The organism is Neomesorhizobium albiziae (genome assembly GCF_900114255.1).
Taxonomy (GTDB): Bacteria; Pseudomonadota; Alphaproteobacteria; order Rhizobiales; family Rhizobiaceae; genus Neomesorhizobium; species Neomesorhizobium albiziae.
In genome coordinates this window covers 1-26,130 of sequence record NZ_FOSL01000015.1, presented here as the reverse complement: position 1 = coordinate 26,130, position 26,130 = coordinate 1, and the positions used below count along the sequence as shown (strand labels likewise).

Sequence of the window (26,130 nt, the reverse complement as noted above, 5' to 3'; positions counted from 1 at the left end):
CGCTACACGTCTGCGAGAAGAGTTTTCTCTCTCAGCTTCGTAGACCCTAGCCGAATCCCGACAGCGGCCGAAATCTGTCTAGCGTTCCTTTTCCTCGCTACTCTGCCCGCGTTCGCGCGTAAGACCCTCGACAAGGTTCAGAAGATTGGATGCCGTGGCGGGAGGCATATTCAGCACGCTCAAGATCAGCTTCAATTTGTCATCAGCCTCTTTTTGGCTGTCACCGAAGAAATGCGGCGCTGCCGAATGGATCATTTCGATCGGGGAGAAATCGAGTATTTCGCTGAGGTGGATCAGCCTTGTCGCCTGCAGCTTCGAGAAGGCCCTTTCATAGCGAGCGAAGATGGTTTCATGGAGGCCGACCATCGTGCCCATCTGTGCCCGATTAAGTCTTTTGCCGTCGCGCCGTTCACGGATGAACTGACTGAACGCCTGCTCCATCTCGTTGAAGCTTTTGATCCCTTCGAACCCTGGTTTCCGGAAGATTGGCTTTTCGGACTCATCGTCATTTGTTTCGACAAGCCCATGTTCGTCGATATACGTTTGTACGTCCTTGATCGCCATGGCGACGGCTTTAGCCTGCTCCTCTTTGCTCGGCGAAAACCACGTCTGAATGACGCGAATATTCGCCCCCGTGACGCCCCGATGCAGCAAATCAGAGCCAATCTGACCTGATCTTATCAGGCCAGTCGTCTCAGAATCAATTTCCTTCCAACAGTCCAGATGAGGGAAAGTGATTCTGCTGGATCGGTCACAATCCGTGGTCATCCAGATATTTCACGATCGCCCTTTCCATGATTGCTTGCATAGACGTTTCCGCATTGAACGACGCAAGCTTCAGCCGGCGCTTCGTTTCCCGATCAAGGTTCACATTGACGAAGTGGCTTTCTCCCTTCACCCGCTCCCGTTTCACCTGACGCAGAGCCTTCCTCGCTTCTTGCCTGAGGGTATTCGCGTTTTTTGGCTCCCTTGCTGATGGCTCGACGCGTTCGACGCCAGTCTCGTCTCCCATGGATGGCGCAACACCTGACGTCTGCTTTCGCGGCGCGGTCAAAAACTCGTCCAGGGAAATATTCTCCTTGCTGCTCATGGCGCTTTCCCGAAACCAACGTCGCCGTTCAACAGTGCATCTATCTCGCCCACGAGGCCCAGCGTCTCGCGACGCGCCTTGGCGATCGTTTCGGTCGTGTCCTGCATCTGCAGCGTGCCAATACCGTTCTGGATGTCCTTGTAGATGTTCCTTTCCATGATCTCGGTTCTGAACAGATATGTGCCGACCTTGTCCTCGATGATCGGACGTATCTTCCGGTAGAGCTCCGTGTGCCGCACAGTCAGGGAGATACGCGTTCTCAGCACGCCATGACGACAATCACGACCGCGTGCTCCATTCACACGCAAGACCGCCTCGAAACAATCGATCGCGCCGAGGACCTCGCGTTTTGACGGCTGAATCGGCGAGATCACCAGATCGGATTGTCCGACCACCGGATCGACGATCGAGGTGTCTTCGCCAGGGGTATCAATCAGGACATAGTCAAAGCGCGTGGCGTTGCGGTCAAGGAAACCACTCAGCCCCTTTGCGGTCTTGTGCCCAAAGACGTCGATGCCCTCAGCCTGGGTATCCTTGTCGCGGCAATCGCTCCACCACTTCGTCAGATTGCTGCGCGCGTCCATGTCGATCATGGCGACGGTTTTGCCACGCAGGGCATACTCGCCGGCGATGTTTATAAGTGCGGTTGTCTTGCCAGCGCCGCCCTTGCCATTGATGGCGGAAATCACGATCGGCATCTGGTTCCCTCCTATGACGTGTGTTTCTACTCACACACCAATCCATGTTTATGAGGCTGTGGATTCACATGACTCTGTAGCTGCAGGATTGTAGAAAAACACAATCGTATTGACTATCTAAAATTGCATGATTTACATAATATGCAAATAATCATAGCCAAAATGAGTTGGCAGGATACGGAAAAATGTGATACATTTTTCCTGACGATCGAGGGACAGGCCCTCGATCCGCGGCCTGCGGCCGCAACCACTATCGACACGGGCGAGAAATCCGATGGCAGGCGTCGGCTCCGCAGCATCGAACAGGAAGGATCGCGTCGCGCATGTCCGCTTCTCGCACGCCGAGTTCGACGCGCTCGAGACCGCGGCAAGGGCGGCCAACATGTCCGTTTCGCGCTTCGTCCGGTCGCTTGCGATGGAAGGAGCCGGCGTGCGACCGTTTCTCGGGGACGGCGACCAAGCTGTTCTGGATCTCCTTGCCGACGGAGTGCGCGCTGTTGGCGCAAACCTTGTTCAGCTCTCCCGCGCCATTAATTCCGGCAGGTTGCCGGCCCCGTGCGATCTAGCCGGCACGATCAAGGATGCCCACGCCGTTGCAATGACGGTGGCCGCCGAGATCTCTGACATGACGCAGCGGGCGGCGGCTCGACGCGGGAAGGGTGCCTGATGGAGTTCCTGCCAGGTGCTTTCGAACGAGAATGGGAGCGTCGTCGCGCCGCCCTTTTGCACGAGATGCAAATGAGCACAGGTGAGATCATCGTATGGGACGAGCCGCGGAGGGGAGGGGTGTCGTGGCATTTGAACGAGCGCTCGCGTGGTTTCGGCCACGCACGATCGCTGCACAGCGATGGGAGCAGGAGCGCCCTGGCGCGTTCGGATGCGGCTTCAACGGGTCGCTCGATGAGGACGCGCTTTCAGGCTTTGGCGCGCGGCAGTCAGCCGGCGGTGGTGAAGCTCGCATCCTATGGCGCAGGCGGGCGCGCGGGCGCGATGATTAGCTACGTGTCGCGGGAGGGCGCGCTTGCCGTCGAGAACGAGCGCGGCGAGCGCGTGCTTGGAAAAGATGCGCTCGCCGAACAGCGAGCGGAGTGGGGGCATCTCTTCGAGCATCGTGCTGCCAGCCGGGACTTCGCCGTGTTTCATGTCACGATCGACGGGCTTTCTCTGCCGAGCGACACTGCCGACGAGCAGGTCCGCGAGATCCTGAGGTCAGGGTTCGGTGATCGACGGTTTGTGTATGGGACGCGGGAGGCCACTTGCAGTGCGGTGGCGGTGAACGGTGTCGTCGTGCTGCGGGACCAAAGCGGGGAGCGATTAACCGGCGACAGGAAGGCTGCGGCGATCGTCCAGCAGCGATTTAATGAGTGCAAGGCAGGTCTTAACGTCGAGGCGCGGTTCCGATTCCATGGCTACGGCAATGGAATTGCATGGGGCACCGCCCGCGTTCGTGAGCTGGTCGTTCGTGAAAGCCACGTCCGCGACGAGAGCGGTCGCTTCATCGAGGCCGCTCCCCAGGCTGGTACCCTTGTCCAACAGGAATGGCGCAAGGGTCTGCACAGCCGCAAGGGCAGGGACGTAGTGCACCTGATCGTATCGTCACGTGCCGGCACGGATGCATGGGCGTTCCAGGCTGCGGTTCGGGAATTTTTGGCCGATCGGTTTGCAGGGCATCGCTATGTGTTTGCCGTTCATGATCCCGCCCGCGACCCGAAGGACATAGCCGAGGGAGGCAGGCGACCTCACGTTCATGCCCACGCCATCGTGACCATGCGGTCGGAAACGGGCGAACGCATCGAAACGAGCCCCCGGCTATTTCGCACATGGCGCTTGGCGATGGCAGAAAAGGCGCGCGAGCAGGGCATCGACATGGAACTGACCGACCGCCGCGACCTCGCAAGCGCACCGGCTTATACGCGCAATCAGGTGCGTCCAGTCAGCCATCGCGGCCGAACCGAGCATGAGGGCACGACCGACGCCGCACGCGTCCGCTATGAGGCGAAGCGATCGAACGTACGCACCCTTGCGGGTTCACCGCGAAGCCATGCCTATGCGGCGACGGCAGCAGACGTCTGGAATGGCCTCATGAGCGATGAGCAGAACGGTCGGGCAAGCGCATTTGCTGCGCTGCAGACGGATCGACTGCAAACGGCGCTCTGGAGCAGCCAAAGTGACCGCTTTTCTGTGGCTGGCAAAGACAATTCTGCAAAAAGGAACGCCAACATCGCATTGCTGATCGAGCAGGTCGGCGAAAAGGAGGAACTGATGCAAGAGATGACGCGTCCCCAATTCGAAGCCTATGAAGAGCGTGTGGAAGCGGTTCTAGCATCCGTCAAGCAGACGCTCGATTTGTCCGACCGGTCCGATTTCGATGAATTCGCGGCCGCGGCGCGCGCAGTGGTCGACATTCGTCGGGACTATCTCGAGTTGACTGAACGGCAAGCCGAGACCCCGGATGCTGGCGGCGGGGACAAAGGCGGGAGCAACCGATCGCCGCGTGTCGCTGGCGCTGGCCAAAACCGCGCAGCGGGCCGGTTCCTCATTGAGCAGGACGGCGACAGTCGCCAATTTGCAGGCCAACCGCGACGGCTTCGCGCTGAAACAACGGCTGAAAGGAGCCCGCCAACCTCAGCGCAGTATGCCCGTTCCGATCCGCAGCGCCTGGATCAGATCGAGCGAGACGTTCAGGAGCGGCAAAACCGTGAACGTGACGATCGAGAACGTTGAAGGCATCTCGCGCCACCGATCCATTGCGGCCCGCACTGAAGATTGAACGTGGATGATTACGTTTGTCACGCTATCGATCGGTAATGTAATTGCGATCGAGGCATCAGGTTGGTCGATTTCGGGGCCGGATGGTCTTAGGTGGGGCTCATGAGGACGCCATACATAAACGCGACTGCGTTGTGTCGCTAATGCAACTTGTCCAACTGTCGTATAACTGGTCGGCTACAGAAATGTAGCAACCAAACGATCCCTCAGTTCACATCGACTGCAAGAGGTTGATCGTCTGCGTATTCGGATGCCGGCCGTAGCCGCCATCACGCCGAGGTTAGACAGCGGTCGTACCACCAATCCGAAGAACCTTGAGGGCGGCAAGCGCGTCATCAGAAGCGCCTGCGTTGTCCACAGAGAGGCGCGGAACCAAGCTATTCGGCCGCCTCGCGAAGTGGGATTAGCCGCCGCTCGACTTGCTGCAGATGCAGCCGCATCGCGGCCGCGGCGCCACCCAAATCGCGGTCGGCGATAGCGTCGACGATCCGTTCGTGGTCGGCGAAGCTGTGGTGGTCGGCTGGAGGGCGGGCGCTATCGGAGCGAAGGCGGCCCCACACCACGGTGCGACGGACGGCGTTCAGCACATCGAACAGACCGAGAAGCACAGTGTTGCGGCTTGCCTGCGCGATTTGACGGTGTAGCAGGTTGTCGAGGTTCTCGTATTGCCGCCAGGTCGCCGCTTCGCGCGTCTGCACCAGCGATTGCCGCATTGAGGCAATGTCGGACAATGTCGCGTGCAGGGCTGCTTCGCGAGCAATCTCCGGTTCGATGATGAGGCGTGCGCGCATCACATCGGCGGGATTCGTGCGCCCGGCGATCTCTGAGATCCCGATGGTCTCCTCGACCGGGCCACTGCCGACGAATGTACCCTTACCAACATGGCGCCAGATGCGGCCGTCCTTCTCCAACACTGCCAACGCCTTGCGCAGGTCGCCGCGCGATACACCCAGGCTCTCGCACAAATCCCGCTCAGCGGGGAGGCGGGTTTCTCCCGACAGATCCATCTGGGCGAGATAGGCCTGAAGCTGAACCAGAGCGGCGTGACCGCCATTCGCGCTATCGTCCATGGATTTAACCAATCCGAAAATCGATTCTCAATGCCGGTGTTAGAAGGATTGGATGAAACCGTCAACAGCGCTGTGAGGGGGTATTCATGCCACTTTCGCCATCTTTCTGCTTGACCAATAGGGCTCACCGTCTTAACCAATTAGATAATTGGTTATAAATTCGGGAGGAAATGATGACCAGCTTGTATGGACGAACTGTTTTTGCCGCTGCTTTTGCCGCCCTGACAGTGAGTGCAATGCCGTTTTCGGCCGCCAACGCCGGCGATATGCGCGTCGCTTTCGGCGACCTGCCGGGGATTGAATCCATTCAGACGCTGGCCGCGATCGAACGCACCAAGGAGCGTGGCGTTAACGTCGAGCTCATCGTTCTCAACGACGAGGATCTGGCGACCCAGGCGATCGTGGGCGGCCAGGCCGACGTCGGCATCGGCGCGCCCTACACACTGATTCAGAAGGTTGGCGTGCCGATCCGCATCTTTGCGCAGATTTCGACGCAGCGTTTCTTCCCGGTCGTCAACAGCGAGTTCTACAAGACCTGGAAGGATCTTGACGGGCAGGATGTGGCCGTTCAGGCGCGTGGCTCGGGTACTGAGGCTGTCATGACGCTGATGGCCAAAAACAACGGCATCAAGCTCGGTACCATCAGCTATGTGCCGGGTTCGGAAGTCCGCCGCAATGCGCTGATCCAGGGAACGCTCAAGGCGTCGATCGTCGATGCCGCCAACAGGCGAGCGCTCGAAGCGGAGGCGCCCGGCAAATTTATCGTGCTTCCGGTCGAGAATGTCAGCGCATCGGACGAGACGGTGTTCGCCACTGCCGACTATCTGAAGAACAATGCGGCTGATGTCGATATTCTGGTCGAGGAGTTGATGAAGACGGGCCGCGAGATCACCGAAAACCCCGCCATCGCCGTCGAATTCCGCAACAAATACAAGCTGCTGCCCGATCTCGGTGCTGGCGCTGATGCTGAGATCACCGAGTACTATAAGGAAACCGCCGACGCAGGCAGCCTGGCGCTGAACGGCGGCGGAGCCGAAGCCGCAGCCGATGACTTTGCTTTCTTCACCGCAGCTGGCCAGATCGAGGGCGATCCCGTGAGCCTCAAGGTTGGGGATTTCTGGGATGTCGCCGCGATCGACCGCGCCGTCGCCAAGCTCGGCAAGAAGTAGGCGGCCTGCCTGATGGCGACCATTGTCAGAACAGAAAGTGAGGCGGGCGGCCTCGCTCCGTTTGCAGGCGGGCATGCGGCGAGGGGATGGCGGGATCAGCCGGTTATGCTGCGCCTCCTGTCGGTCGTGCTCTTCGCCGCGATCTGGGAAATTGCCGGGCGCATCCCCGTCAGCTTTGCCTTTCCGACATTCTTCGACACGATGGTCGCGTTTTTCGGGCTGCTTGCCGACGGCAGTATGGCCAAGGCCTATCTTTCCACGTTGCAGCCGCTGGTGCTCGGCGTCGTGCTGTCAGCCTTCCTCGGCGTTGGCCTCGGCACGCTGTGCGGTTTGTGGCGCACCGGTGAATGGCTGTTGATCCCGATGTTCATCGTGCTTCAGGCAGCACCGGTCGCCGCCTTCATCCCGATGGTGACCTTTATCTACGGCATCGGCATGACCGCCAAGACGCTGGCCGTGATGATCCTGGCGCTGCCGGTCATCGTACTCAACACCTACAAGGCGGTGCGCAACGTCAATGAGTCACTGCTCGTCATGTGCCGATCTTTCCTCGGTACGCGCTGGCAGACGGTTGCCAAGATCATTCTTCCCGACGCCAGCCCGGTCATTTTCGCCGGATTGCGCCTCGGTGTCGCCGCCGGTTTCGTGGGCGTTGTCCTTGCCGAACTGCTGATCACACCGACCGGTATCGGCGACCTCATCACTTTCCATCGCTCGCGCGCCGACTACGCCGAGATGTACGCAACAATTGGCTCGATCATCGCGCTGTCGACCCTGACGCTGGTTTTCCTGCAATGGGTGGAGGTGCGTGTCTTCAGGCCCGAGAAAAGAGGTGCCTGAGATGCGCGCTAGTGTGGTGAGAAACGGACCGACTTCGGTGATCGAACCCATCGACTCGATTGTGAAGGTGAGGGGGATTTCCAAAGCCTACGGCAATGTCGAGGCCTTGCGCGGTATCGATCTCGATTTCCCGCGCGGCAAACTGACCAGCCTGTTGGGACCGAGCGGATGCGGCAAGACGACCTTGCTGAAGATAATCGCCGGCTTGATCGACGCGGATGCCGGCACGGTCGCAGTCGAGGGCAAGACCGTGACCAGACCGGGGCCAGAGCGCGCCTTCGTCTTCCAGGATTTCGCGTTGATGCCGTGGGCAACGGTGATACGCAATGTGGCGTTCGGCCTCGAACTGCGCGGTACGCGAAAGGCGGAGCGCGAGGACATCGCGCGCCACTACATTGCCGAGGTGGGTCTCGCCAGTTTCGAGGACAAGTATCCGCACGAGCTTTCGGGCGGCATGCGCCAGCGTGTTGGCTTGGCCCGCGCCCTGTCGGTGAAAGCCGACGTGCTTTTGCTCGACGAGCCTTTCTCGGCGGTCGACGAGCAGAACCGGCGGAAATTCCAGGAGGACCTCATCCGGCTGCGCACCAACCAGAACAAGACCTTCATCTTCGTCACGCATTCCATCGAGGAGGCCGTCTACATTTCCGATCGTATTGTGCTTTTGTCGCCGCGGCCGGGCCGAATTTCGCAGATCATCGAGCCGGACATCGACCGCTCTGGCGATCCCGAACGCATCCATCGCGACAAACATTATCTCGACACGGTCGACGAAATATGGCGCGGACTCAAGCGATATGTGGAGTAGCTGGCGATGACGATGTTGGGTCACCGCGTGCCGATGATGGCATCGCTGCTGGTTTGGTGCGTCGTCTGGGAAATTGTCGGCAGGCTGGACCTGATCTTCCTACTGCCGCCCTTCAGTGCAGTTTTGGCCGCCGCTGTCGACCTCGTGCAGACCGCTTCCTGGCAGAGCGCCACGATAACAACGTTGCGCGCATTCTTTTTCGGCATGGCGCTGGCGATCGTCGCCGGCATTCCGCTTGGCATTCTGATGGGCCGCTCGAAGATCGCCGACGACCTGCTCGGCATGTGGGTCAACATCTTCTCCAGTGCGCCGCTTTCGGCGATCGTGCCGGTGTTGATGATCCTGTTCGGCTTCGGCGAAAAGACGATCGTCGCGGCGGTCTTTCTGTTCGCCATTTGGATTATCGTTCTCGATACCCGCGCCGGTGTTCGCCACATCTCGCCGTCGCTAATAGAGATGGCGCTTTCCTACGGTGCATCCCGCACGGCGCTCTACACCAAGATCATCTTGTGGGCGGCACTACCTGAGATCCTTGCCGGCATCCGCCTCGGCCTCATCCGCGGCGTGAAAGGGGTCGTCATCGGCCAGTTGCTGGTCGCAATCGTCGGTTACGGGGCCCTGTTCGAGACGTTTTCCCGCAACTTCCTGATGGCCGAGTTCTGGGCCCTCACCATCATCCTTTTTGGATTCGCACTGGTCGTCGCCGAACTCATCGAACGAGCTGAAGCCAAAGTCGAATATTACGCAGGAGCAAGACAGTGAACGTGTACGAAACACCCTCGAACTACGTGATCGAACCGACCTCCATCCCTGCCATTCCCGTGGTCGGGTCCGACAAGCTGTTTCCGGTGCACCGGGTCTACTGCGTCGGTCGCAACTATGCGGCGCATGCCGTCGAGATGGGACACGACCCCGACAAGGAGCCGCCGTTCTTTTTCCAGAAGAATCCCGACAATTTGGATATCAGCGGCACGTTTCCCTATCCGCCCGCGTCCAATGACGTTCACCACGAGATCGAGATGGTGGTGGCGCTGAAAAGCGGCGGCATCGACATTCCGGTCGAGAAGGCGCTCGATTGCGTCTATGGCTACGGCGTCGGCCTCGACATGACGCGGCGCGACCTTCAGGGCAAAGCCAAGGACATGGGCCGACCCTGGGAAGTCGGCAAGGCGTTCGAGGCTTCCGCGCCTTGCACAGCGCTGGTACCGGCGAGCCAGATCGGCCATCCGACTGAGGGCAAGATTTGGCTCGACGTCAACGGCGCTCGCAAGCAAACCGGAGACCTCAACCAGATGATTTGGAAAGTGCCGGAAATGATCAGCTACCTGTCGGGTCTGTTCACCCTGATGCCGGGAGACGTCATTTTGTCGGGCACGCCCGCGGGGGTCGGCGCCGTCAATCGCGGCGACGTCCTCAAGGGACACATTGATGGTGTCGGCGATATCGAGGTCCAAGTTGTCTGATGATGTGAGGTCGATCACAACTTGCCTCACCGGCGCCATCGGATAATGCATTCCGCGATGCGGGCGCCGAGTCTCACCTCGACGGTCTCTGTGCTCTCGGCCGGAGACTGTCACTGCGGCGTCAGAAATGACATTTTCTGCTTTGCAGGAGTGGAACATTTTATGCCGACATCGCTTCGAACTGAATCTCAGGTTTGAAAAATCTATTGGTTTTCAATGGCTGCTTGGGCTTTCTATCTGAATCCTTCTCCCCTCATGAAGTTCCATCTGAATCATTGGGACAGCGGTCTCACGAGTCGTTCGACAGGATTACATGCGACAGTCCAGCCGGAGAATTGAGTGGTAGCGACGCTGGCGATGCGCCATGCTAACTTCGCGGCAGTTGTCACAACCCCGAAGTCTCGTCAGTACGCTATTGTGACCGAATAATCGGCCCTTCGATGCCGAGACCGCTAGGGAACGGGCAGCGCCTGCCAAATACTTGAGGAATGCCATGCGAAGATTCATCTTCACGGCAATTTCTATCGCCGCTGCAACAGCCGCCAACGCCCATGATTGGTACGAAGACAAGTTTGACCCTCAGATGAAATACAAGTGTTGCGATGGTTATGATTGCCGCACCATACCTCGGTCTTCGGTGCGATCCAGGATCGACGGCGGTTACACTTACTTGCCGCACAATTTCACCATTCCACGAGACCGCGTACAGGAGTCCCCAGACGACCAATACCATATCTGTGAGAGCACCTACGTCGTAACTAATCAGCTGTATTTGCGTTGCTTTTTCGCACCTCGTGTCAAGGTTTCTCTACTTCCTCCGCGCGCTTTCGCAACCGCTCAGGAACTGATGTCGGTAGCGTCGCACGTCAGACAGTAAGCCTTCGGCACGAGGCTTGGAGCAGGATCACGCAAAATCGGCGAACTTGCCGGCATTTCTAATGCCGAACTGGATATGGCCCGCTATTTGACGGAATGCCGTCGCCGGCTGCGGGCTTCCGCTGCCAAATGACTGCCTGCGGGACGATGATTGCCGACAATCAAAACTGTAGCGGCCTGCGCGGCGGCGATGAACGCTTGGCGCGCGCTCTCCGCGGTCCGGTACCCGTGCCAAGCCTGCATGCAGACATGTACCGCCTCCAACGAGTGCCGTTTGGCCACTCTCGGCCAATAGATGCTGGAGAGGCATTCGATCGCCTCAGCGGCGCTCGATACGACGCGAATGGTCCTCTGCGGACCTAGCGCAACAAGAACGGGGGCGTTGAATTCGTTTGCTGCCATTGGGCCTCGCTCAAAAAAAGCGTGCCAACTGTGGGACCATCGCCCGCAGGGCCTCGATTGCGGCTCATTTGCCGCGACCATGCAGTATGTGACTGGATTGTGAAAAAAGCATTGACGTAGTGGGGAAGTTCGTTCGAACACCCTTAACGTCTGGCCGGCTTGCAGCGGTCCCCAATGCACCAACCGGCCGCAACCGACTTGTCGTGTTTGCGGGACGCCAAGACTGAAGCAAGTCCGCCTTACGGAATCCGAGTCGCCGGGCATATAGTGGTGCTCCGAGACCCAAGGTCCACGCCCGGTTACTCATGATTTCTTGAACATAAAAGCCCGCTGCGGGAGGAGTTGCAGCGGGCTTCTATTGGGCGAACTCGGGAAGATGAGTTCGATGGATTTGCCGGCATCGCACCTTGGGAGGAAAAGATGGCCGACAAACCAGACACTACCTCAAACCAGTTCTGTTGCAATGCACAAAATGGTTTATTGCATGCGCGAAGAAGCGCTCTCCGTCCCCGATCGCGGCGCCGATCTTGACTTCGACGATCCCACGTTCTGCCTCAGCCGCGCGCAATAGCGTGCGCGCCTGGCGTTGCGTGATCGCGAGATGCCGCGTCACTTCGCTCTCCCTTCCGCCTTGGCTTGCTTCTCAACCATTACGGGGAACCAGTCCTTGAAGACTTTCGTTGCAACGGAAAGGAGCTGAGTTCGATGATCGACCAAGAACCTCATCCACCACAGCCTATACCCCCGCAGCCGAACCCACCAAATCCAGTGCCGGGTGATCCGCCGGCGCCGGGACCAATCAGTCCCGTGCCGCCCGTGCGATAAAAGGGAAATCACGGTCGCACCTCGCCGACAGGGGGCTTGCGCTCGACGTTTTGGATCACGAGCAAGGCGAGACCGGCGTTGGGATAGGCGCCGTGAAGCGCCAGCACGAGGTAGGCTTTTTCCTTGACCGGCCGGCTATTTTTGCCAGTGGGCTGACGCTAGAAAGCTGTTGGAAGAAGGGCGACGCGGGCCATCAGCTTGCCTCCCGGCACTTCCGGATGGAATTGCCGCTCGTGATCATCACGTAGCCGTCAGCGAATTCGACGCGGATGGAGTTTCATCGCACCTCGCGCGGTCACGTTGCACTGCTGGAAGCGGCAGGCGAGGGGCCAGGCAGCGGTTCCTTGAGGCGAACAATTTCATCCAAGCCAACTCGGCAGAGTTCAAAATTCGAGACGAGCAGTCCCAGAACGTGACCGCTTCGGCTTCGCCGAGCGGCGCGAACTCTGTTAGCGTTTCTCATCCGCGGCAGGTGATTAATTCCTCCCCACTCGCTGTGGACCGGGCTGGCGAGGCTACCCCCTCTGGTCTCGCCGGCCCCTGCATTTCGGCGGAAGAAAGTTCTTCGTCATCAGTGCCTCAATCCCAATCTGTGTGCCGGTTCGGGCTCAAAGCATTGCAATGCCTGCACGAAGGCGCCAGCACGAGCATCCTCGTCACCTGTTTGCACGATGGCATCTGGATGGCGCGTTGCTCGCGCACCCGGTTGTTCGCGACCGGCGCGACCCAGGCAGAGGCCGAAGCCGAGCTTCGCCGGCTGATGGAAATGGCGGAGGCTGCATGACCAGTTTCACTGCACGCCAGAGCGAAGCGCTCGCCTTTGACCCGTCCTACAATGGGATCGCCACACGGCTTGGCTTTGCCTCGCGAAGCGGCGTGCATCAAATCATTGGGAAGCTTGAGGAGCGCGGTGGGCTCCGCAAACCCGCCGGCAAGGCTTTTCGAGATCATTGGAGATCAGGTCGCCGACTTTCATCTGAAGCATCCTCGACGCCGTGGCGTGCGGCGGCTTCATCGGTTCCACCGACCCGATTGTCGCCGAAGCGAAGGCATTCATGGGGGAGGGTTCCTCGCATCCGCTTGCGGCTGGGCCGAGCCCGCTTTTGGATGCGTGTCCCGACGCCGGAACAAGTCGCCCGCTTCGCGGAGGGCCGCTAATGTCGGCCGCTCCGCAAGCCGAACAAGTCCATCTGGATTCGAGCGCGTCGCTTCCGGCGATGTTTTCGATCCATTGTCATTCCCTTCCTTCCTTTGTAGCGGACCTCCCGGCCGCTTATTAGAACCGGCGCTGGTGAAGCTGGAGGAGAGCTGTGATGCGACGGCCGACGAGCCCACGCAGAAACGTCGCGCCAAGATTGAGGCAGTGGCCGCTGTATGACCTCAGGAAGCAAATCCATCATAGGACCTGGCGACTGCATGCGCCGCGATGACGTGATCAACGTCCGGCGGAAGAATACCTGTTGCCTCAGCAAAGGCGACAAGGGCGCTCCGAGCCTGATCGGTTGTCACATAACCGTTGGCCGCGAAATTGCACGCCTGCACCGCTGCTTCATGGAGCGGTCCTCTTCGAGACTCATACCACTCGGCCAGCAATTTTTGAGCTTCTGCAATCGACTCGATATCGCGCCTGAGACCAAGCTCGACCGACACAGAGACGGGCGCGTGAAACAGCCTCTCGTGCGTCATGGCAAACTCCGGACAGCAGTGTGGAAATGGGACGCTCAGCAACGTCCGGCGCTGTCGAAGGTTCCATGCTGATCCTCGGATTCGACATCGCAACGGAACCGGTTTCGCATGGTATGAGCCCGGTTCCTCGCTCTCTTCGATCAAAACCGGAATCATCAAAGCCGTCGGCGAAAATGCCGAGAGAAAGCTGCGTCTCTGGCGCTGCAGCTGCTGCCAATGTTTAAGGCCGGTCGGCCGGATTTCGTGGCCATCCAACAGCCTATGCGCAACGTCGTCTCGTTCAAGAAGACGCGCCAGACGCTCACCGGCCCGGTCGACGAGCAGACCATCAACCCGAATGCACTTCAGCTTGAAGGAGTGCGCGGCTGTGGCCATTATCGCCGCCGCATCCCTTGGGAGACAATACCGTCAGCAACCTGGCGCAAACATTTTCTCGGCATGGGCCGCTCGCCCGGCTTTGACCGTGCCATGTGGAAGCGGTGCAGCGGTGTCGAGTGTTCAAGATCAATGTGAAGAACGCCGACGCCGCGAAAGCCGTCGGCATCGCGATGGCTGGCCAGGCTTGCCAGCGGTTCAAGGCATTGCAGGCGAGAGCAGCATGACGAGATGCCACCTATCCGGCAAGTCGCCCGCTTGCTCACGCCGCTTCCGAGCTGCTGCGACGGCCGGGGAATCAAATAATCGAAGCAATCGGCTTTCAGTGCACCAGCAGCTTCGGATCGACCAGGATACCGGCTTCGACGGCAGCGCTGGCAAAAGCTTGACGCGCCTGGTCGGCGTTCTTGAAGCCTGCACTCGCAGCGATAAGAATGAGCGTCGCTTTTTCAAAGGCTGCGCCTCGCAGCCCCGGCCATTTCTCACTCATCAGGCATTCCGCTGCATCCTGCAGCGAGTTCACCACTCGGATCTGGCCGATGCCGAGATAAATGCCAACGGGCGGTTCGAAAACGATCATGTGGGGAAAAACGTTCGTTGGGCTTTGCAGTTCCGGCAAACATGGCCCGCTTCAGATTGTGGAATTGGCGGCAATCAGAACACCAGCTTCAATCGCCGCGTCGACGAACGCTTCTCGGGCTTCGTCAGTAGTTACGTCTCCCGAGCTGACACCGACCAACGCGAGCGCTGCAATTTCTCTCATTGGCCCTTCCGGCCATTGGCTACCAAGCAGATGCCTAGCCGCTTCCTGTGTCGTCGTGATGCTCAGGACCGGGGCGGGTCGGCCAAAAGCAATATGAACCGGCTGTTGAAAGGTGGCGTCCTGCATGGGAGGGCGAACGCGTCGACCCTGGCATTGTTCCGGAGAGATTCGCGATGAATGCACTCGCTTGCGATTTTCGTGCCGCACTTCCAGACGCGATCGAGGCAGAACAAGCGCTGCTCGGGGCAATCATTGTCAATGCAGACGCACACTGGAGTGTTGCCGGCTTTCACCGGGCTCAGCATTTTCACGAGCTGCTTCATGGAACGCTGTAAGAGACAATGGGCGCCATGATCGCAGGTCTCGATCGGTCAATCCGATCACTCTTGAAGCCCTATTTGCCGGCGGATGCGATGATCGGTGACATGCCGGTCTGGCAGTACGTGGTGAGGGTGGCGATTCCTTCCGCCCGGTCATGGGCGATACTTATGGCGGCGGCTCGATCAAGCAGGCTCTGGCCGTCTGGTTCTCGATCTGCGGAGGTAGAGCTCGCAGTGGCGCGCGAGCTTCCGGACTACTGCGCTGAAAGCCGACAGCCGGAAGAGACGGGGGTTCGCCCGAGTGACCGCCTCGATGTCGCGGCCCTGAAACTCGATCGCGCGCTCGACCGCGCGTATGATCGCATCACCTTTTGCGCTGACTGTTCCTTCACGTGAAGGCCGCCCGGGCACGACCTACCCTCTCAGCAACCGACGCCTAAGGGAACATTTGGGAAATGCTCACAACCGGGAAGGGTGAGCTCCCTACGGCTGGCTTGCTTGGATCTGTCGCGGCAGCCGCGGAAGGGAATGGCGTGTTCCCGGCAAGATCGTCGTCGGTACGATCTGCGCGCTTTATCTCTCGCCGGTCGCCCTCCCTCTTTTGGGTTGGGCGCTCGGTAGCCTGAGTGTGCCGGCTGAGAACGCCTTCCGCATGAGGCTCGAAGAGGTGAAGACGGGGCTGCACCGGATGGTCAATAATCGGCACGTCAGCAAAGCGGCCAAAACGCAGTTTCCTATAGCCCTGGTCACTGCAGCCGCCCTGGTCGCCTATGTGGTCCGGCTTGCCCTCACGGTAGGCTGACACAATCCCCGGGCTCGGGGTTCCCGCCGGCCGGTTGCCCCTGCCCGCTCTTGTCCCGACGCGTGCCATGGAACCGAAGTCAGTGGAGGAGGTTCATGAAGAAGGAGCAGCATTAAAGCAGACGACAGAACCGAAAGAAGCCGCGAGATCAGGGCCGGGTCACTGCCACCAGTGTCGGGCCGAAAAAACTCTATCGCTGAAGGAGGAGGTCATGGCAGGGGCCAGAGGACGGGATTTGCAGACCCTACAGCTGGATTTGGACATATTGTCAGCGGAGGTGGCCGACCTACGTATGGCACCTCCTGACGACCTCTCACCGGCACTGAATGAAGCCAGGAAACGCATCGGGCGTCTCCGGTCTGATTTGCGGACGGTGGCGTCCGACGTAGGGCGGGATCGCACGACGACCGTCGTCAGAATGGCGGACAGACTTATAGAGCCGGTTGAGGATTCGCTGGGAGAACATCCGATGGCAACAATCGCGATTGGCTTCGGAGCAGGGTTCATTTTCGGCTTGGCCTGGAGGAGAGAGTGAGGCTGCGCGATCTATCCGTTCGCTTCGGTCAAGACGAGATAGATCGCATTGGCGTCATGAAAATCGCCATCGGCATAGGCGATGGAGGTGCCGCAATTCCCGCAGAAATATCCGGTTACACCCCTCATCTTCGAGAAGTTTCTAGGATTGCCTTTCTGGAATCGAATTTCGTAGGGCCGGTATCCAATCCAGATAGTCAGTGGTCTCCGATAGCCCGGCGGCAATCGTTGTCGTGATTGTAACAGATCCAAAACGGCTCTTCGGACATTTCTGCAGTAATAGCGCCACAAACACAATGCCCACATTCAATTCGCGTACTCAATCTCCCTTATGAAATGAGCAACTTTTAAGAAGGGAGAAGGGTTCCAGAACCAAACCGGCGGGGCAGCGTTTTTTGGCAATGAACAAGTCACTTTTTCATTGCAGCCGAACGCGCTCTTTAAGCCCGGCTTTTAGTTCATTCTTGGACTGATGGCAGTCTGCACCGCTCTGGTTCCTCTCGGCTGGACAGATGTTGTGTGGTACTCATTCAGGCTACTGAGACACCTAGGCGATCCACGCCAAATTGGATGAGATCACTGTCGCCCTTGAGGAAACGCGGAACTATCTTGTGAGCATACCGACCCAAAAAGATTTCGAAAATGATGAAGCACTTGGAACGTGAGGCTCAGCAAATCGATACGGAAGATCGTCGCTCGTAGGGGAACTTGTCGCCCGGCGCGGGGTTAATCACAAGCCTAGCAGTTGGCGAGGCTCAATTAACCTCCTGGGAGAAGACAATGGCAACTACGAAGAAAGCCGCAAAGGCATCAACGAAGGGTCTTGAGGACCTGTTTCTCGATGGGCTCAAGGATATCTACTACGCCGAGAAGAAGATCGTGAAAGCCTTGCCGAAAATGGCTAAAGGCGCTGAGGGCGGGGAAGTCGTTGCCGCCTTTCAGAAACACCTTGCGGAAACAGAAGCGCAGGTGGAACGCCTCGAGCAGGTGTTTGATTTGCTCGGTAAGCCGGCGCGCGGCAGAACCTGCCCTGCAATCGATGGCATTTTGGAGGAGGGCTCTGAAGTCCTCGACGAATATAAAGGTGCTCCGGCCCTCGATGCTGGTCTGGTGGCGGCTGCGCAAGCGGTCGAGCACTATGAAATCGCGCGTTACGGCACTCTTATTGCTTGGGCTGATCAGCTCGGTATGACGGAAGCGGCGGACATACTCAAGGCCACGCTGGCCGAAGAAGAAGCCACGGACGAGGCGCTGTCTGCCTTGGGAGAAGGCGGCGTCAACGAGCGCGCTATGCAGGAAGCTGCTTGATACCCTAAGCTGGATAGTTTTCTCGGCGCGCGGTCTGCGCCGTCTGGCCCGTCGTCCATCTGGGCGGCGGGCTAGCTGCCTTTTGGGGTAGTGGATAACGTTTCCCGCCTATTTCGCTTGAACCTGCCGTAGTTCACGTCGAATACGCCTTCTCCTGAGAGTTTGTTTCAGCGAGCAGGTTGAAGCAGCGTCGACGGCAGAAGTTCTCGAGAGCTGGCATTGAAGCGGAGGGAGAGGACTTGTGAAAACGTTCTTCCGGGACAACGGGCTGACGATCCTTCTCGTCACAATGTTTTTGTTCAGCGTGGTCGGCATGATCTGCACGGGTCAAGCCGCCCACAATGAAGAGCTAATTGTGCACGGGTCTGCCCCTCTCGGCCTACTGGCGTACATGGCGAGCGGCAGCTTCCTTTCGGCGCTGTTTGAGAACTGGGAAAGCGAATTCCTGCAGATGGCTGCCTTTGTCATCTTAACGGCGACGCTGTTTCAGCGCGGCTCGGCCGAGTCGCGCGACCCGGATGATCCCGACCGCACCAATGATGAACTCTCAGCAACGACGCGGCGGCGCAATCCCGTCTTCTCCTGGCTCTATTCCTATTCGTTGGGCATCGTACTGGCGCTGCTGTTCATTGCCTCGTTTGCCCTGCACTGGTGGGCAAGCCTCACTGATAGGAACGAGGAAGCGCTTCGGCATGGTGAAAAGGTTCAAACGTTGGGAGCTTATCTCCTCGATGCCCAACTCTGGTTCGAATCCTTCCAGAACTGGCAATCCGAATTCATGTCGACCGCGGTCCTGGTGGTGCTGTCGATTTTCCTGCGGCACAAAGGCTCGCCCGAGTCGAAGCCCGCAGGCGCCGCCAATTCCGAAACGGGCGCCTAGCCGTTGTCGTCGTTTTCGCTGGCGCGTCGATACTTGAAGCGGTCCCGGATGTGTGCGTTGAAGAAGCGACCCTTGGCGAACGCGTCTTGAAAAGCCTGGTAAGTCGCCGCGGGCACGGCTTCATAGTCATATCGCTTTCCGCTGGTGACAAACCAGACCGATAGTATCTCCCTGTCTGGATCATATTCAGTCTTGCGGATCGAGGTAGAGGGCATGATATGCCCTACACGAGCGAGAGCGGCCAATAGCGGACAATGACCTTGTCCTGGCGAAAACGGCGTTCGAGGTCGGCTCGTCGCTGTCGCCAGCGCGACAGATCAATTTCTTCGGTCATCACCTCGAAGATGACCACGTCATCCCTGTCGGTCGCGCCAGCTTGGTTCCAAAGACCCTCCGCAGGCGACTGGAGATAGGCGGTTACGCCACCGTGTTCGGCGGCAAGCTCTTCCTTCAGGTGCTCAAAGTCCTTCTGCTTGAACCGCCGTCCGGTATTGTCTTGGAGTGGAAGCAGAATCTGGAGGAGGTGCACTACAATTGCTCGCTTAATCCCACAGTCGTGATCGATCCAGTTCAGTGTTGGAGACACCCGTTGCCTGCGCTTCAGGCGCCTCAGGCGCCGACCGAGCCAGAATCGGCCAACCCCGTAAAACGCTGCTCGGCAAACACTGTTCCTAGGTTCCAGGTAACCTTTATCCTGATCTCTTGACGCCAGGTTCTTCTGGAGGATTTGTCTGCGCCTTATCAGCTCCGTCGGCTTCTGAGACGAGGTCGTCAAAATCCACTTGGGCAATCAAATACCCCGCCTCGTCGTATATTCGGGTGGCCAATCTTCGCGGATCGTGTCGATGGATCACACGATCCATCACACTATCTGCCATTGCCCTTTGCGCTTCGGCTTTCGCGGCTTCTAGGTTCTCCAATTCGAGAACAATCGGCCCCACATCCGGTTCGTCAGGGAACTCAAATCGATACTTCGGCATACGACTCTCCCGAGCGACGTTTCATCGTTCAAGTGCTGTCGAGACGTTTTGTTCCCAATAGCTCAGTGGATCATGCATTTCTGAGATTGAACTCATTGATTGCGCTCATGGATATGTCACGCGCCGCGCTCGGGGTGGCGTTTTCGAAACTGAGCATTTAGATATTGCGCAAAGCGTTTCGACCACGCGTGGACCTGAAGCAGAACTCCACGTTGCGCTTGATGGGCTTAACGTCCAACGCTGACTGTGACCGTCGTCCCGCATTGTGCGGAATAGAAGTGAGAAACCAGGGCTCTGGACCTGATTGCTCCCCTTTCGCGGGCAAGAAACGCATTTCATAGTCGTAACGTCACCGCGAAAGAGAGACGCTACGGGAGCGCCTCCAACATCGGCCCCAGCTCTGGTAAAACAAGGTGCCGACCCTGTTTAAACGCGCGTTGGGTTGCGCTGTTCCGATGCTTAGCGGGGAATTAGTCGTAGGAGGCGCGAGCTTCGCGGAAAGTCGTTCACGACATAGCGTGCGTCCGAACGATCTCAGGAAGGGAGCAACCAAAGTGGGGTACTTCGGCCGCTCCCCCTCCGCCGCAAGCCCGCCAAGGATCAGCTGCGGCGAAAAAAGGGAGGCGCCTCTGCTTGCGGATCTTTCAGAAGGCGCCTCAGGTAGTCGGCCGTGGATGGGAAGGGCCAACGCCAATTTAACGCTAACTCGTGACGTGCTGTTCCGAGCAATCGTGCTTCATGTAGAGAAGGCCAGTTACTGGCCCCAAGCAGCAGCACGAGTGCGCGGGCTTGCTGTTCGGTGATGCCCGTTTTTGCAACGTGGCGTGCAATCACCAGACTCTCATTCGCGTCATGTTGCGCGGCTCTCCATGGCACGAACGGCTGGGCCGAACATGGGTTCCACCTTTCCGAGCACTATGTCTTTGTGAACAGCGCTCCCGCACAACATGTGCTATGGTAAGATCGTCGTCCGATATTCTACGGCGAACGACGCTTGGAAGCCAACTCAGGTGCTTTCGCCCGATGGGAGAAACACCATGCGATTCAATGGCAGCGCCAGCCCAGAGCAGCTGGTCATTCTTCACCAAATATTCAATGACCGCTGCCGAGATGCGGGTATCCAGCCGGGTGATCCAGCTCACGAAAACTTAGCGTATCGGATAATGAGCCTGTTTGAGAGCGGTATTCAAACAGCGGACGAGTTGGTAGCGGCGCTGGACCGGCACGAGTTCCAACCCCGATTTAAGGCAGCCTAACTACAGAAACTCTTCTGCTGACCGATCGTCACGCACCCATTCGAATGACGGCTGCCCAAGCTGGCCGTCTTCGCTCCAACTCTCGTCAGCGGCGGCTCGGTAAAGAACCGTCACGGTTCCATTTTGCCTCTGCAATACCGGAATTTTGTGATTGTAGAGCCGGTCGCGCCTTGATCTCTTTCACCATGATCTTTTCGACGATTTTGGCGAATGACGGTCGCAGTCAATGGCACCTCGTTCTTGATGCGCACATGGGCGAGCTCTTTGTGCAGCGCTCCCGTAAATTATCAGAAGCACACCCTCGAGGAATTTCTACTCAGCCTCAGCGTTCGACGAGCTGCAGGAGAGCACGGTAAAGTCGCTAGTTGCATTGCTCGCGAACGGCCAGAGCCGAGCTTCATATGAATTCATGGATCGAGCCGTCGTCATGGACTCGCTTGAATGAAGAATGCGATGTTGGTCATCTTCAGCCCAGCCTCGAAACTCGACTTCGCGTTTGGCAAAGAAGGGAGCAACCACGGCTTTGGACCTGGCTGCTCCTTTCGCGGGCCAGAAACGCATTCATGGTCGTTACGTCACCGCGAAAAAGAGACGCTACGGAGCGCATCCAACGTCGACCCCAGCTCTGGTAACAAAGGTGCCGACACTGTTGCAACGCGCGTTGCGATGCGATGTTCCGGTGCAGAGCGAGAAATTCAGCTCGGCTGGAGATCTCCAGAAACTCTTCTCCGGCCGATCATCCCGCACGCGTTAAATGACGGCGAAGCTGGCCCTCTTCGCCGGTCCTTGAGCATCTTGCCGCCTCTTGCGTTTTGCGGATTGGCGTGGCGGCCTTTGGCGACCATAATCGTTCTATCGGCGGTATTCCCGCATAGTCTACTGCCGGTCTGGCGTCCGGCGCTATCGGATTTCCTCCTCAAGCGTCGGGCGTCTGGAGATTGCAGATTCAAAGGAGCAACCAAAGTGTGGTCACTTCGGCCGCTCCCTCCGCAGCTCAGCCCGCCAGGACAGACGCAGCGAAAAAGAGGCGCCTCCGTCGCCTGATATTGGGTTGGCGCCCCAGGCCCAGCACCAGCAGTCGCTTCACAAAGGAGCGATGCCCAGTTTCGTTTTACCACAGCCAATCACCGAAATTCATGATGCAGAGACGTGTCCGCCTGCCTGCAAGACTGCCCGCAGTGTCTTAGGTCGAAATTTGCCCTTAGCGAACGCGGCAAGGCGCCCCAATTACGCGCCTTCGAGCGCATCGATTAATACCAGCGCCCACGACCGAACCAGCCGCCGGCAAGCAAAACAAGAACAAGAATAATAATGAGTAAGGTGGTGGTATCCATCGAGGTCTCCTAGATGGGTGCTGTCAGACGGTTGTCTGTTGGTCGCACTCCAACCTGAAACAACGTTCCGGCACCTCCATTTGTTCCATTCCAACTATCCAACTGGGGTGTCCGTTCGCGTTCTGAACTGGCCCCCATTTCGACCGGACAGTTGGCACAACGCGGAGCTTGAGGCTATGCTCAAGCACAGGCTTATGGCTGACGACTATCGACGGATTGAGCTGATCACCGGAGCACGGCGCCGACACTGAACGCGGGTTTAAGCCAAGCAAGCTCAATCCTTCGGGAACATTCGAGGCGAAGAAAGAATCTGTCTGGGTGAATCACTTCAACCGTTTCGAATTCTCGGTGATCAAGTGATCTCATTGCTCGCGAACGCCACCTCACAGGAATTCATCAATCGACCGATCGTCCCGCACCTGTTTGAACGACGGGTGCCGGAGCTGACCGTCTTCCGTCCAGCTCTGAAATTCGACCTCCACAATGGTCTCCGGCGCCACCCGAACGGCACCCTTTGATCCGGAGGCCGGCGATCGGCGGCATCTGTGACGACGCCGTCGAGAAGCTGTTTTACAGCCGTCCGGCGGTGCAGTTGAAGTCGGTCCGACGCCGGCAGCATCGGTGAGCTTGCCATAATCATCGGCGGTTGCAGCGCGTCGACTGGTGTTGTCAGATTTCCGCCGCTGTCGGGTGCCGTGGTGAAAACCTTTCGTGGCCTCGCGCGTTAGGCATTCTCCAGGAACCGGAGATGACCCATGCCCGCACAAGCTTCGGCCAAGGCTGCGGAACGCAAGCAGCGCATCATCCAGAAGAAGGTCGATGCCGACGATCGCCGTAAGCCCGATCGGGCCGATGGGAAGGCCATGCAGGCTGGCGCCCGAAAATATCCCGCGCCGCCCTTCCCTAGGCAGCATCACCCCAAGCCCGGCGAGGAATGGAAGATCGAACCGGCGCCGATGTACGAGGCGCCGTTCTGGATCGGCTCGAAAAAGCTCGACGGCAAGGTGGCGCTGATCACCGGCGGCGATTCCGGTATTGGCCGTGCGGTGGCCGTGCTTTTTGCCCGCGAGGGCGCCGATGTGGCTATTTCGTATCTTTCGGAACACCGTGATGCCGAGGCGACGAAGCAGGCGGTCGAGAGGGAAGGTGGGCGCTGCATCCTGCTGCCGGGCGACGTCAGCCAGCGCCGCTATTGCAGAAAAGCGGTGGCCGACACCGTGAAGAAGCTCGGCCGCCTCGACGTGCTAGTCAACAACGCTGCTTTTCAGGTCCATTCGGCCGAATTCGCCGACCTCACCGAAAAACATTTCGACACCACGCTGAAGACCAATCTTTATGGCTATTTCCACATGGCGCAGGAAGCCGTGCTGCACATGAAGCCGGGTTCGGCGATCATCAACACCGGCTCCATCACCGGCATCGACGGCTCGAAGGAGCTGGTCGACTATTCGATGACCAAGGGTGGCATCCACGCCTTCACCCGCGCACTCTCGGGCAACCTTGTCGGCAAGGGCATTCGGGTCAATGCGGTGGCTCCGGGGCCGGTGTGGACCCCGCTCAACCCTTCGGAAAAGGAAGCCGAGGACGTCTCCAAATTCGGCGCCAAGACACCGATGAAACGCCCGGCCCAGCCGGAGGAGATCGCGCCTGCCTATGTGTTCCTGGCCTCGCCGCAATGTTCCAGCTACATCACCGGCGAAATCCTGCCGATCATCGGCGGATATTGAGAGTGCCAGCGTTGCCGGATTGGGACTGCCTTACAACAGTTGGATCCGCTCGATCATGTGCGGCAGATCGTAGGGTTACTTGGGTCTTTGGCCGACGTGTTGACGTCTCGGCCGACGCGGTAGAATTCCAGACCGGCATCGAGGTTCTCGTGCAGTAGTTTCTTGGCGTCGGCTGGCGGCGTGTCCGGATTCAGCCAGGCATCATAGATTTCGGGATCGAGGATCACCGGCTGACGGTCGTGGATCTGCTTCATTGGATCGCCGGCCGGCATCGTGATTATCGAGCAGCTGGTGACGCCGACCTTGTCGTTGTGCGCCCAGATGCCGGCAAAGCTGAAGGGCTGATGCTCAGGCAGGAAGCAGGGGTCGCGGCCCTTGTCAGCAGGGCTGATCGTCCATTCGTAGAAACCATCGGCGGGGATCAGGCAGCGTTTCGACTTAAACGCATCCTTGAAGGCGCCGGAGGTATCGACAGTTTCCGAGCGGGCATTGAACATAGCGCTTTTCGGTATCTCCTTCGCCCACCATGGAACGAGCCACCATCGCCCCTCGCGAAGCTGGTGGCTGCCGCCGTTCTCACCTTTGGTGACGAACAGCACGTCCTGCGTCGGCGCGATGTTGTAGCGTGGCTGGGTGTTACGGCCGACGTCTGCCGGCGCGGTCAGGCGATAGAGCCGGTGGATTTCCGACCAGGGGAGATATCGGGCGTAGCGTCCGCACATGGCATCAGTCTGGCAGCGGAGTTCCTTTGCTTCAACTGGTCGTGCTCTCTGAGCGATGGCTTTCGGACCGGAAGGCGACCCTTGTTATTCTCATGCCGAATGGCAGTTTTGCACCGCCCAATAGTAGTCGTTCGGGGCAGTGGCACTGTTCCCCCAAAAAGCGGACGTTCAGACATCAGTCACGTATTTGCTGGCATTCTCTTGGCAATGCGTGCACGTGGGCGAGTCAGTTGTCGAAGGCGGCGCCGCGGCGGCTCGTACGATGAAACAAGCGTAAGAAGCAAAAAAGCGGGACGGCGCGAAGCGGACGTAAGCGACGTTGATCGCATGACTCGACGGCCGCTGACATAACAGTCTTAGTCCGGTTTGTCCCTCTCGTTCCAGCTTATGAAGGGCGCGCGGGCAAGATTGGAATTTCCATAGCGCGGGTCGCTGGTTACTTCCTTGCCCGCCCAGGAAGGGAGATCGAAATCTTGCCATGCCCGGGCAAGCTCTACCTCTGCCACCACCAAACCGCGGTTCAGGCCTTCAAAGACATCGACGCTCCAGATCAGACCGCCCCAGGGCAGGCAGTGCCGGGTTTTCTCGATGAGGGGTTCGATGCTGAAGCGATCGATCATTTCGGCGGCTTCGGAGTATGGAATGGGATACTCGTACTCATAGCGCGTGACCGGCCCCGGCTGACTCTTCAGGGTGATGAACGCCTGGTCCTTGTCGATCAGCCGGATACGGGCGCGCATCATCGGCGTACGTGCAAAATAGCCCTGACGAACCCGCAGCCGCTTCGTTACCAGCGGCTGCCAAGAATCATCATTGACAAGAAATTTCCTTTCGATCTCCACGGGCATGACAGCTTCCGTTCTTAATAGGTAGCGCACGGAACCGCTTGAAAGCCGCTGCGTTCAGATTCAAAAGGGAACAACATGGCAAAAAAATTCAAGCTGCCCAAGAAGGTCGCCGGGTACAGAGTGCCCAAATCCGCTCGCAAATCGAAGCTGCTGCGCGCCCTGCTGAACAATCCGATGGGGCGTGACGTGCTCGCCAACGCCTTGACCGCGGGCGCCGGCGCCGCCGCCGCCGTGCTTGTCGAGCACCGCGAGGATCTTGCGGCAGCGGGCAAGAAGGGTGCGAAGAAGGGCGCCAAGAAGGGTGCACAGGCGGCCAGTCTGGCTGTCGAGGCCGCGCAGAGTGCGGCTAATGCGATGATCGACGTGGTACGCGGCGCGGCCCACACCTTCCTCCCCGCGACACAGAAGGCTGCAACTGGGCACTCGAAACGCCCAAAAAGGGCGGCGGTGAACTAGTAAGGGGTTCACGTAAGAAGGGCTATCCGGCTCGCAGCGGATTGCCTCGCCCGATGGAACGCTGGCTTCTGCGCAGCCATAAAGACACCGCCCTGCAGCGGATAACGTCGAGCGCGATCCTTCGGGCTTTTG

32 protein-coding genes are annotated in these 26,130 nt (G+C 58.7%); 16 read left to right on the top strand and 16 right to left on the bottom strand.

Going from position 1 to position 26,130, the window contains the following annotated elements; genetic code table 11:
- Nucleotides 1–78: 78 nt before the first annotated feature.
- Genes F3H98_RS20680 through F3H98_RS20670 form a run of 3 tightly spaced genes read right to left on the bottom strand, consistent with a single transcriptional unit; the run spans nucleotide 79 to nucleotide 1,788 of the window.
- Nucleotides 79–768, bottom strand: a complete 690-nt coding sequence (locus F3H98_RS20680; RefSeq protein ID WP_244621816.1) for a helix-turn-helix domain-containing protein — start codon at nucleotides 766–768, stop codon at nucleotides 79–81.
- Nucleotides 752–1,090: a hypothetical protein gene (locus F3H98_RS20675; RefSeq protein WP_149762235.1), complete on the bottom strand. Its 339-nt coding sequence runs from the start codon at nucleotides 1,088–1,090 to the stop codon at nucleotides 752–754. The genes F3H98_RS20680 and F3H98_RS20675 overlap by 17 nt, the downstream gene beginning before the upstream one ends.
- Complete coding sequence (locus F3H98_RS20670; RefSeq protein ID WP_149762234.1) at nucleotides 1,087–1,788, bottom strand: ParA family protein; 702 nt, start codon at nucleotides 1,786–1,788, stop codon at nucleotides 1,087–1,089. The genes F3H98_RS20675 and F3H98_RS20670 overlap by 4 nt, the downstream gene beginning before the upstream one ends.
- 274 nt (nucleotides 1,789–2,062) lie before the next feature.
- On the opposite strand from F3H98_RS20670, the gene F3H98_RS20665 reads away from it, so the two are divergent.
- Nucleotides 2,063–2,455, top strand: coding sequence for a plasmid mobilization protein (locus F3H98_RS20665; RefSeq protein WP_149762233.1), 393 nt, complete (start codon nucleotides 2,063–2,065; stop codon nucleotides 2,453–2,455).
- Entirely contained in the window at nucleotides 2,455–4,512 is a 2,058-nt protein-coding gene (locus F3H98_RS20660; RefSeq protein WP_149762232.1) for a relaxase/mobilization nuclease domain-containing protein, read from the top strand. The genes F3H98_RS20665 and F3H98_RS20660 overlap by 1 nt, the downstream gene beginning before the upstream one ends.
- A gap of 422 nt (nucleotides 4,513–4,934) precedes the next feature.
- Here F3H98_RS20660 and F3H98_RS20655 read toward each other — a convergent pair whose 3' ends face one another.
- Nucleotides 4,935–5,627, bottom strand: a complete 693-nt coding sequence (locus tag F3H98_RS20655; RefSeq protein ID WP_149762231.1) for a FadR/GntR family transcriptional regulator — start codon at nucleotides 5,625–5,627, stop codon at nucleotides 4,935–4,937.
- Between the two features lie 173 nt (nucleotides 5,628–5,800).
- Between F3H98_RS20655 and F3H98_RS20650 the strand changes: the two genes are divergently transcribed.
- From F3H98_RS20650 to F3H98_RS20630, 5 genes are read left to right on the top strand one after another with little or no spacing between them, the layout of a single operon-like run.
- Nucleotides 5,801–6,796 (top strand): ABC transporter substrate-binding protein, encoded by a 996-nt coding sequence (locus F3H98_RS20650; protein WP_149762330.1) that lies wholly within the window; start codon nucleotides 5,801–5,803, stop codon nucleotides 6,794–6,796.
- Between the two features lie 12 nt (nucleotides 6,797–6,808).
- Nucleotides 6,809–7,636 (top strand): ABC transporter permease, encoded by an 828-nt coding sequence (locus F3H98_RS20645; protein WP_149762230.1) that lies wholly within the window; start codon nucleotides 6,809–6,811, stop codon nucleotides 7,634–7,636.
- Nucleotide 7,637: 1 nt separating this feature from the next.
- Nucleotides 7,638–8,441, top strand: coding sequence for an ABC transporter ATP-binding protein (locus F3H98_RS20640; protein ID WP_149762229.1), 804 nt, complete (start codon nucleotides 7,638–7,640; stop codon nucleotides 8,439–8,441).
- A gap of 6 nt (nucleotides 8,442–8,447) precedes the next feature.
- Nucleotides 8,448–9,203, top strand: a complete 756-nt coding sequence (locus F3H98_RS20635) for an ABC transporter permease (RefSeq protein WP_149762228.1) — start codon at nucleotides 8,448–8,450, stop codon at nucleotides 9,201–9,203.
- Nucleotides 9,200–9,904: a fumarylacetoacetate hydrolase family protein gene (locus F3H98_RS20630; protein ID WP_149762227.1), complete on the top strand. Its 705-nt coding sequence runs from the start codon at nucleotides 9,200–9,202 to the stop codon at nucleotides 9,902–9,904. Before F3H98_RS20635 ends, F3H98_RS20630 begins: the two co-directional genes overlap by 4 nt.
- Nucleotides 9,905–10,864: 960 nt before the next feature.
- Here the strand turns inward: F3H98_RS20630 and F3H98_RS32565 are convergent.
- Nucleotides 10,865–11,182 (bottom strand): DUF982 domain-containing protein, encoded by a 318-nt coding sequence (locus tag F3H98_RS32565; RefSeq protein WP_188130500.1) that lies wholly within the window; start codon nucleotides 11,180–11,182, stop codon nucleotides 10,865–10,867.
- A gap of 439 nt (nucleotides 11,183–11,621) precedes the next feature.
- Nucleotides 11,622–11,795, bottom strand: a complete 174-nt coding sequence (locus F3H98_RS31195) for a hypothetical protein (RefSeq protein ID WP_188130499.1) — start codon at nucleotides 11,793–11,795, stop codon at nucleotides 11,622–11,624.
- Between the two features lie 304 nt (nucleotides 11,796–12,099).
- Here F3H98_RS31195 and F3H98_RS31190 point away from each other — a divergent pair, with 304 nt between their 5' ends.
- Nucleotides 12,100–12,255 carry a hypothetical protein gene (locus F3H98_RS31190; protein WP_188130498.1) on the top strand — a complete coding sequence of 52 codons (156 nt, stop codon included), beginning with the start codon at nucleotides 12,100–12,102 and terminating at the stop codon, nucleotides 12,253–12,255.
- A gap of 331 nt (nucleotides 12,256–12,586) precedes the next feature.
- On the opposite strand, the gene F3H98_RS20620 is transcribed toward F3H98_RS31190, so the two are convergent.
- The 4 genes from F3H98_RS20620 to F3H98_RS20605 all read right to left on the bottom strand — a co-directional run bounded on the left by F3H98_RS20620 (nucleotide 12,587) and on the right by F3H98_RS20605 (nucleotide 14,957).
- Nucleotides 12,587–12,958: a hypothetical protein gene (locus F3H98_RS20620; RefSeq protein ID WP_149762225.1), complete on the bottom strand. Its 372-nt coding sequence runs from the start codon at nucleotides 12,956–12,958 to the stop codon at nucleotides 12,587–12,589.
- Nucleotides 12,959–13,387: 429 nt separating this feature from the next.
- Complete coding sequence (locus F3H98_RS31850; protein WP_244621815.1) at nucleotides 13,388–14,068, bottom strand: DUF982 domain-containing protein; 681 nt, start codon at nucleotides 14,066–14,068, stop codon at nucleotides 13,388–13,390.
- Between the two features lie 322 nt (nucleotides 14,069–14,390).
- Nucleotides 14,391–14,648 (bottom strand): DUF982 domain-containing protein, encoded by a 258-nt coding sequence (locus F3H98_RS20610; protein ID WP_149762224.1) that lies wholly within the window; start codon nucleotides 14,646–14,648, stop codon nucleotides 14,391–14,393.
- Nucleotides 14,649–14,699: 51 nt separating this feature from the next.
- Nucleotides 14,700–14,957: a DUF982 domain-containing protein gene (locus F3H98_RS20605; protein WP_149762223.1), complete on the bottom strand. Its 258-nt coding sequence runs from the start codon at nucleotides 14,955–14,957 to the stop codon at nucleotides 14,700–14,702.
- A 47-nt stretch (nucleotides 14,958–15,004) separates the two neighbouring features.
- On the opposite strand from F3H98_RS20605, the gene F3H98_RS20600 reads away from it, so the two are divergent.
- The 5 genes from F3H98_RS20600 (at nucleotide 15,005) to F3H98_RS20585 (ending at nucleotide 18,675) form a co-directional block, all read left to right on the top strand.
- Complete coding sequence (locus F3H98_RS20600; RefSeq protein WP_149762222.1) at nucleotides 15,005–15,166, top strand: DnaB-like helicase N-terminal domain-containing protein; 162 nt, start codon at nucleotides 15,005–15,007, stop codon at nucleotides 15,164–15,166.
- Between the two features lie 6 nt (nucleotides 15,167–15,172).
- A complete protein-coding gene (locus tag F3H98_RS20595; protein ID WP_149762221.1) occupies nucleotides 15,173–15,547 on the top strand; it encodes a hypothetical protein in 375 nt (124 codons plus the stop codon).
- A 256-nt stretch (nucleotides 15,548–15,803) separates the two neighbouring features.
- Nucleotides 15,804–15,953 carry a hypothetical protein gene (locus F3H98_RS31185; protein WP_188130497.1) on the top strand — a complete coding sequence of 50 codons (150 nt, stop codon included), beginning with the start codon at nucleotides 15,804–15,806 and terminating at the stop codon, nucleotides 15,951–15,953.
- Between the two features lie 1,314 nt (nucleotides 15,954–17,267).
- Complete coding sequence (locus F3H98_RS20590) at nucleotides 17,268–17,795, top strand: YciE/YciF ferroxidase family protein (protein WP_149762220.1); 528 nt, start codon at nucleotides 17,268–17,270, stop codon at nucleotides 17,793–17,795.
- Between the two features lie 241 nt (nucleotides 17,796–18,036).
- Entirely contained in the window at nucleotides 18,037–18,675 is a 639-nt protein-coding gene (locus F3H98_RS20585) for a DUF6766 family protein (protein WP_149762219.1), read from the top strand.
- On the opposite strand, the gene F3H98_RS20580 is transcribed toward F3H98_RS20585, so the two are convergent.
- From F3H98_RS20580 to F3H98_RS20570, 3 genes are all read right to left on the bottom strand, one after another.
- Nucleotides 18,672–18,890 carry a KTSC domain-containing protein gene (locus F3H98_RS20580; RefSeq protein ID WP_149762218.1) on the bottom strand — a complete coding sequence of 73 codons (219 nt, stop codon included), beginning with the start codon at nucleotides 18,888–18,890 and terminating at the stop codon, nucleotides 18,672–18,674. The genes F3H98_RS20585 and F3H98_RS20580 overlap by 4 nt on opposite strands.
- A gap of 8 nt (nucleotides 18,891–18,898) precedes the next feature.
- On the bottom strand, nucleotides 18,899–19,261 hold the full coding sequence (locus tag F3H98_RS20575; RefSeq protein ID WP_244621814.1) for a hypothetical protein: 363 nt from the start codon (nucleotides 19,259–19,261) through the stop codon (nucleotides 18,899–18,901).
- Nucleotides 19,262–19,364: 103 nt separating this feature from the next.
- Nucleotides 19,365–19,655, bottom strand: coding sequence for a DUF6894 family protein (locus F3H98_RS20570; protein ID WP_149762217.1), 291 nt, complete (start codon nucleotides 19,653–19,655; stop codon nucleotides 19,365–19,367).
- 1,037 nt (nucleotides 19,656–20,692) lie between these two features.
- On the opposite strand from F3H98_RS20570, the gene F3H98_RS20565 reads away from it, so the two are divergent.
- The gene (locus F3H98_RS20565; RefSeq protein ID WP_149762216.1) at nucleotides 20,693–20,911 is read left to right on the top strand and encodes a hypothetical protein; all 219 of its coding nucleotides are present in this window, start codon (nucleotides 20,693–20,695) and stop codon (nucleotides 20,909–20,911) included.
- A 1,717-nt stretch (nucleotides 20,912–22,628) separates the two neighbouring features.
- Here F3H98_RS20565 and F3H98_RS32560 read toward each other — a convergent pair.
- Nucleotides 22,629–23,012 (bottom strand): ATP dependent DNA ligase, encoded by a 384-nt coding sequence (locus F3H98_RS32560; RefSeq protein WP_425294862.1) that lies wholly within the window; start codon nucleotides 23,010–23,012, stop codon nucleotides 22,629–22,631.
- On the opposite strand from F3H98_RS32560, the gene F3H98_RS20555 reads away from it, so the two are divergent.
- Nucleotides 23,001–23,972, top strand: coding sequence for an SDR family oxidoreductase (locus F3H98_RS20555; protein ID WP_149762215.1), 972 nt, complete (start codon nucleotides 23,001–23,003; stop codon nucleotides 23,970–23,972). The two genes, F3H98_RS32560 and F3H98_RS20555, sit on opposite strands and share 12 nt — an antisense overlap.
- A 53-nt stretch (nucleotides 23,973–24,025) precedes the next feature.
- Here F3H98_RS20555 and F3H98_RS20550 read toward each other — a convergent pair whose 3' ends face one another.
- Nucleotides 24,026–24,694 (bottom strand): SOS response-associated peptidase, encoded by a 669-nt coding sequence (locus F3H98_RS20550; protein ID WP_149762214.1) that lies wholly within the window; start codon nucleotides 24,692–24,694, stop codon nucleotides 24,026–24,028.
- A 356-nt stretch (nucleotides 24,695–25,050) separates the two neighbouring features.
- Nucleotides 25,051–25,542, bottom strand: coding sequence for a CYTH domain-containing protein (locus F3H98_RS20545; protein WP_149762213.1), 492 nt, complete (start codon nucleotides 25,540–25,542; stop codon nucleotides 25,051–25,053).
- Nucleotides 25,543–25,617: 75 nt separating this feature from the next.
- Between F3H98_RS20545 and F3H98_RS20540 the strand changes: the two genes are divergently transcribed.
- Nucleotides 25,618–25,998 (top strand): hypothetical protein, encoded by a 381-nt coding sequence (locus F3H98_RS20540; protein ID WP_149762212.1) that lies wholly within the window; start codon nucleotides 25,618–25,620, stop codon nucleotides 25,996–25,998.
- Nucleotides 25,999–26,130: the final 132 nt, after the last annotated feature.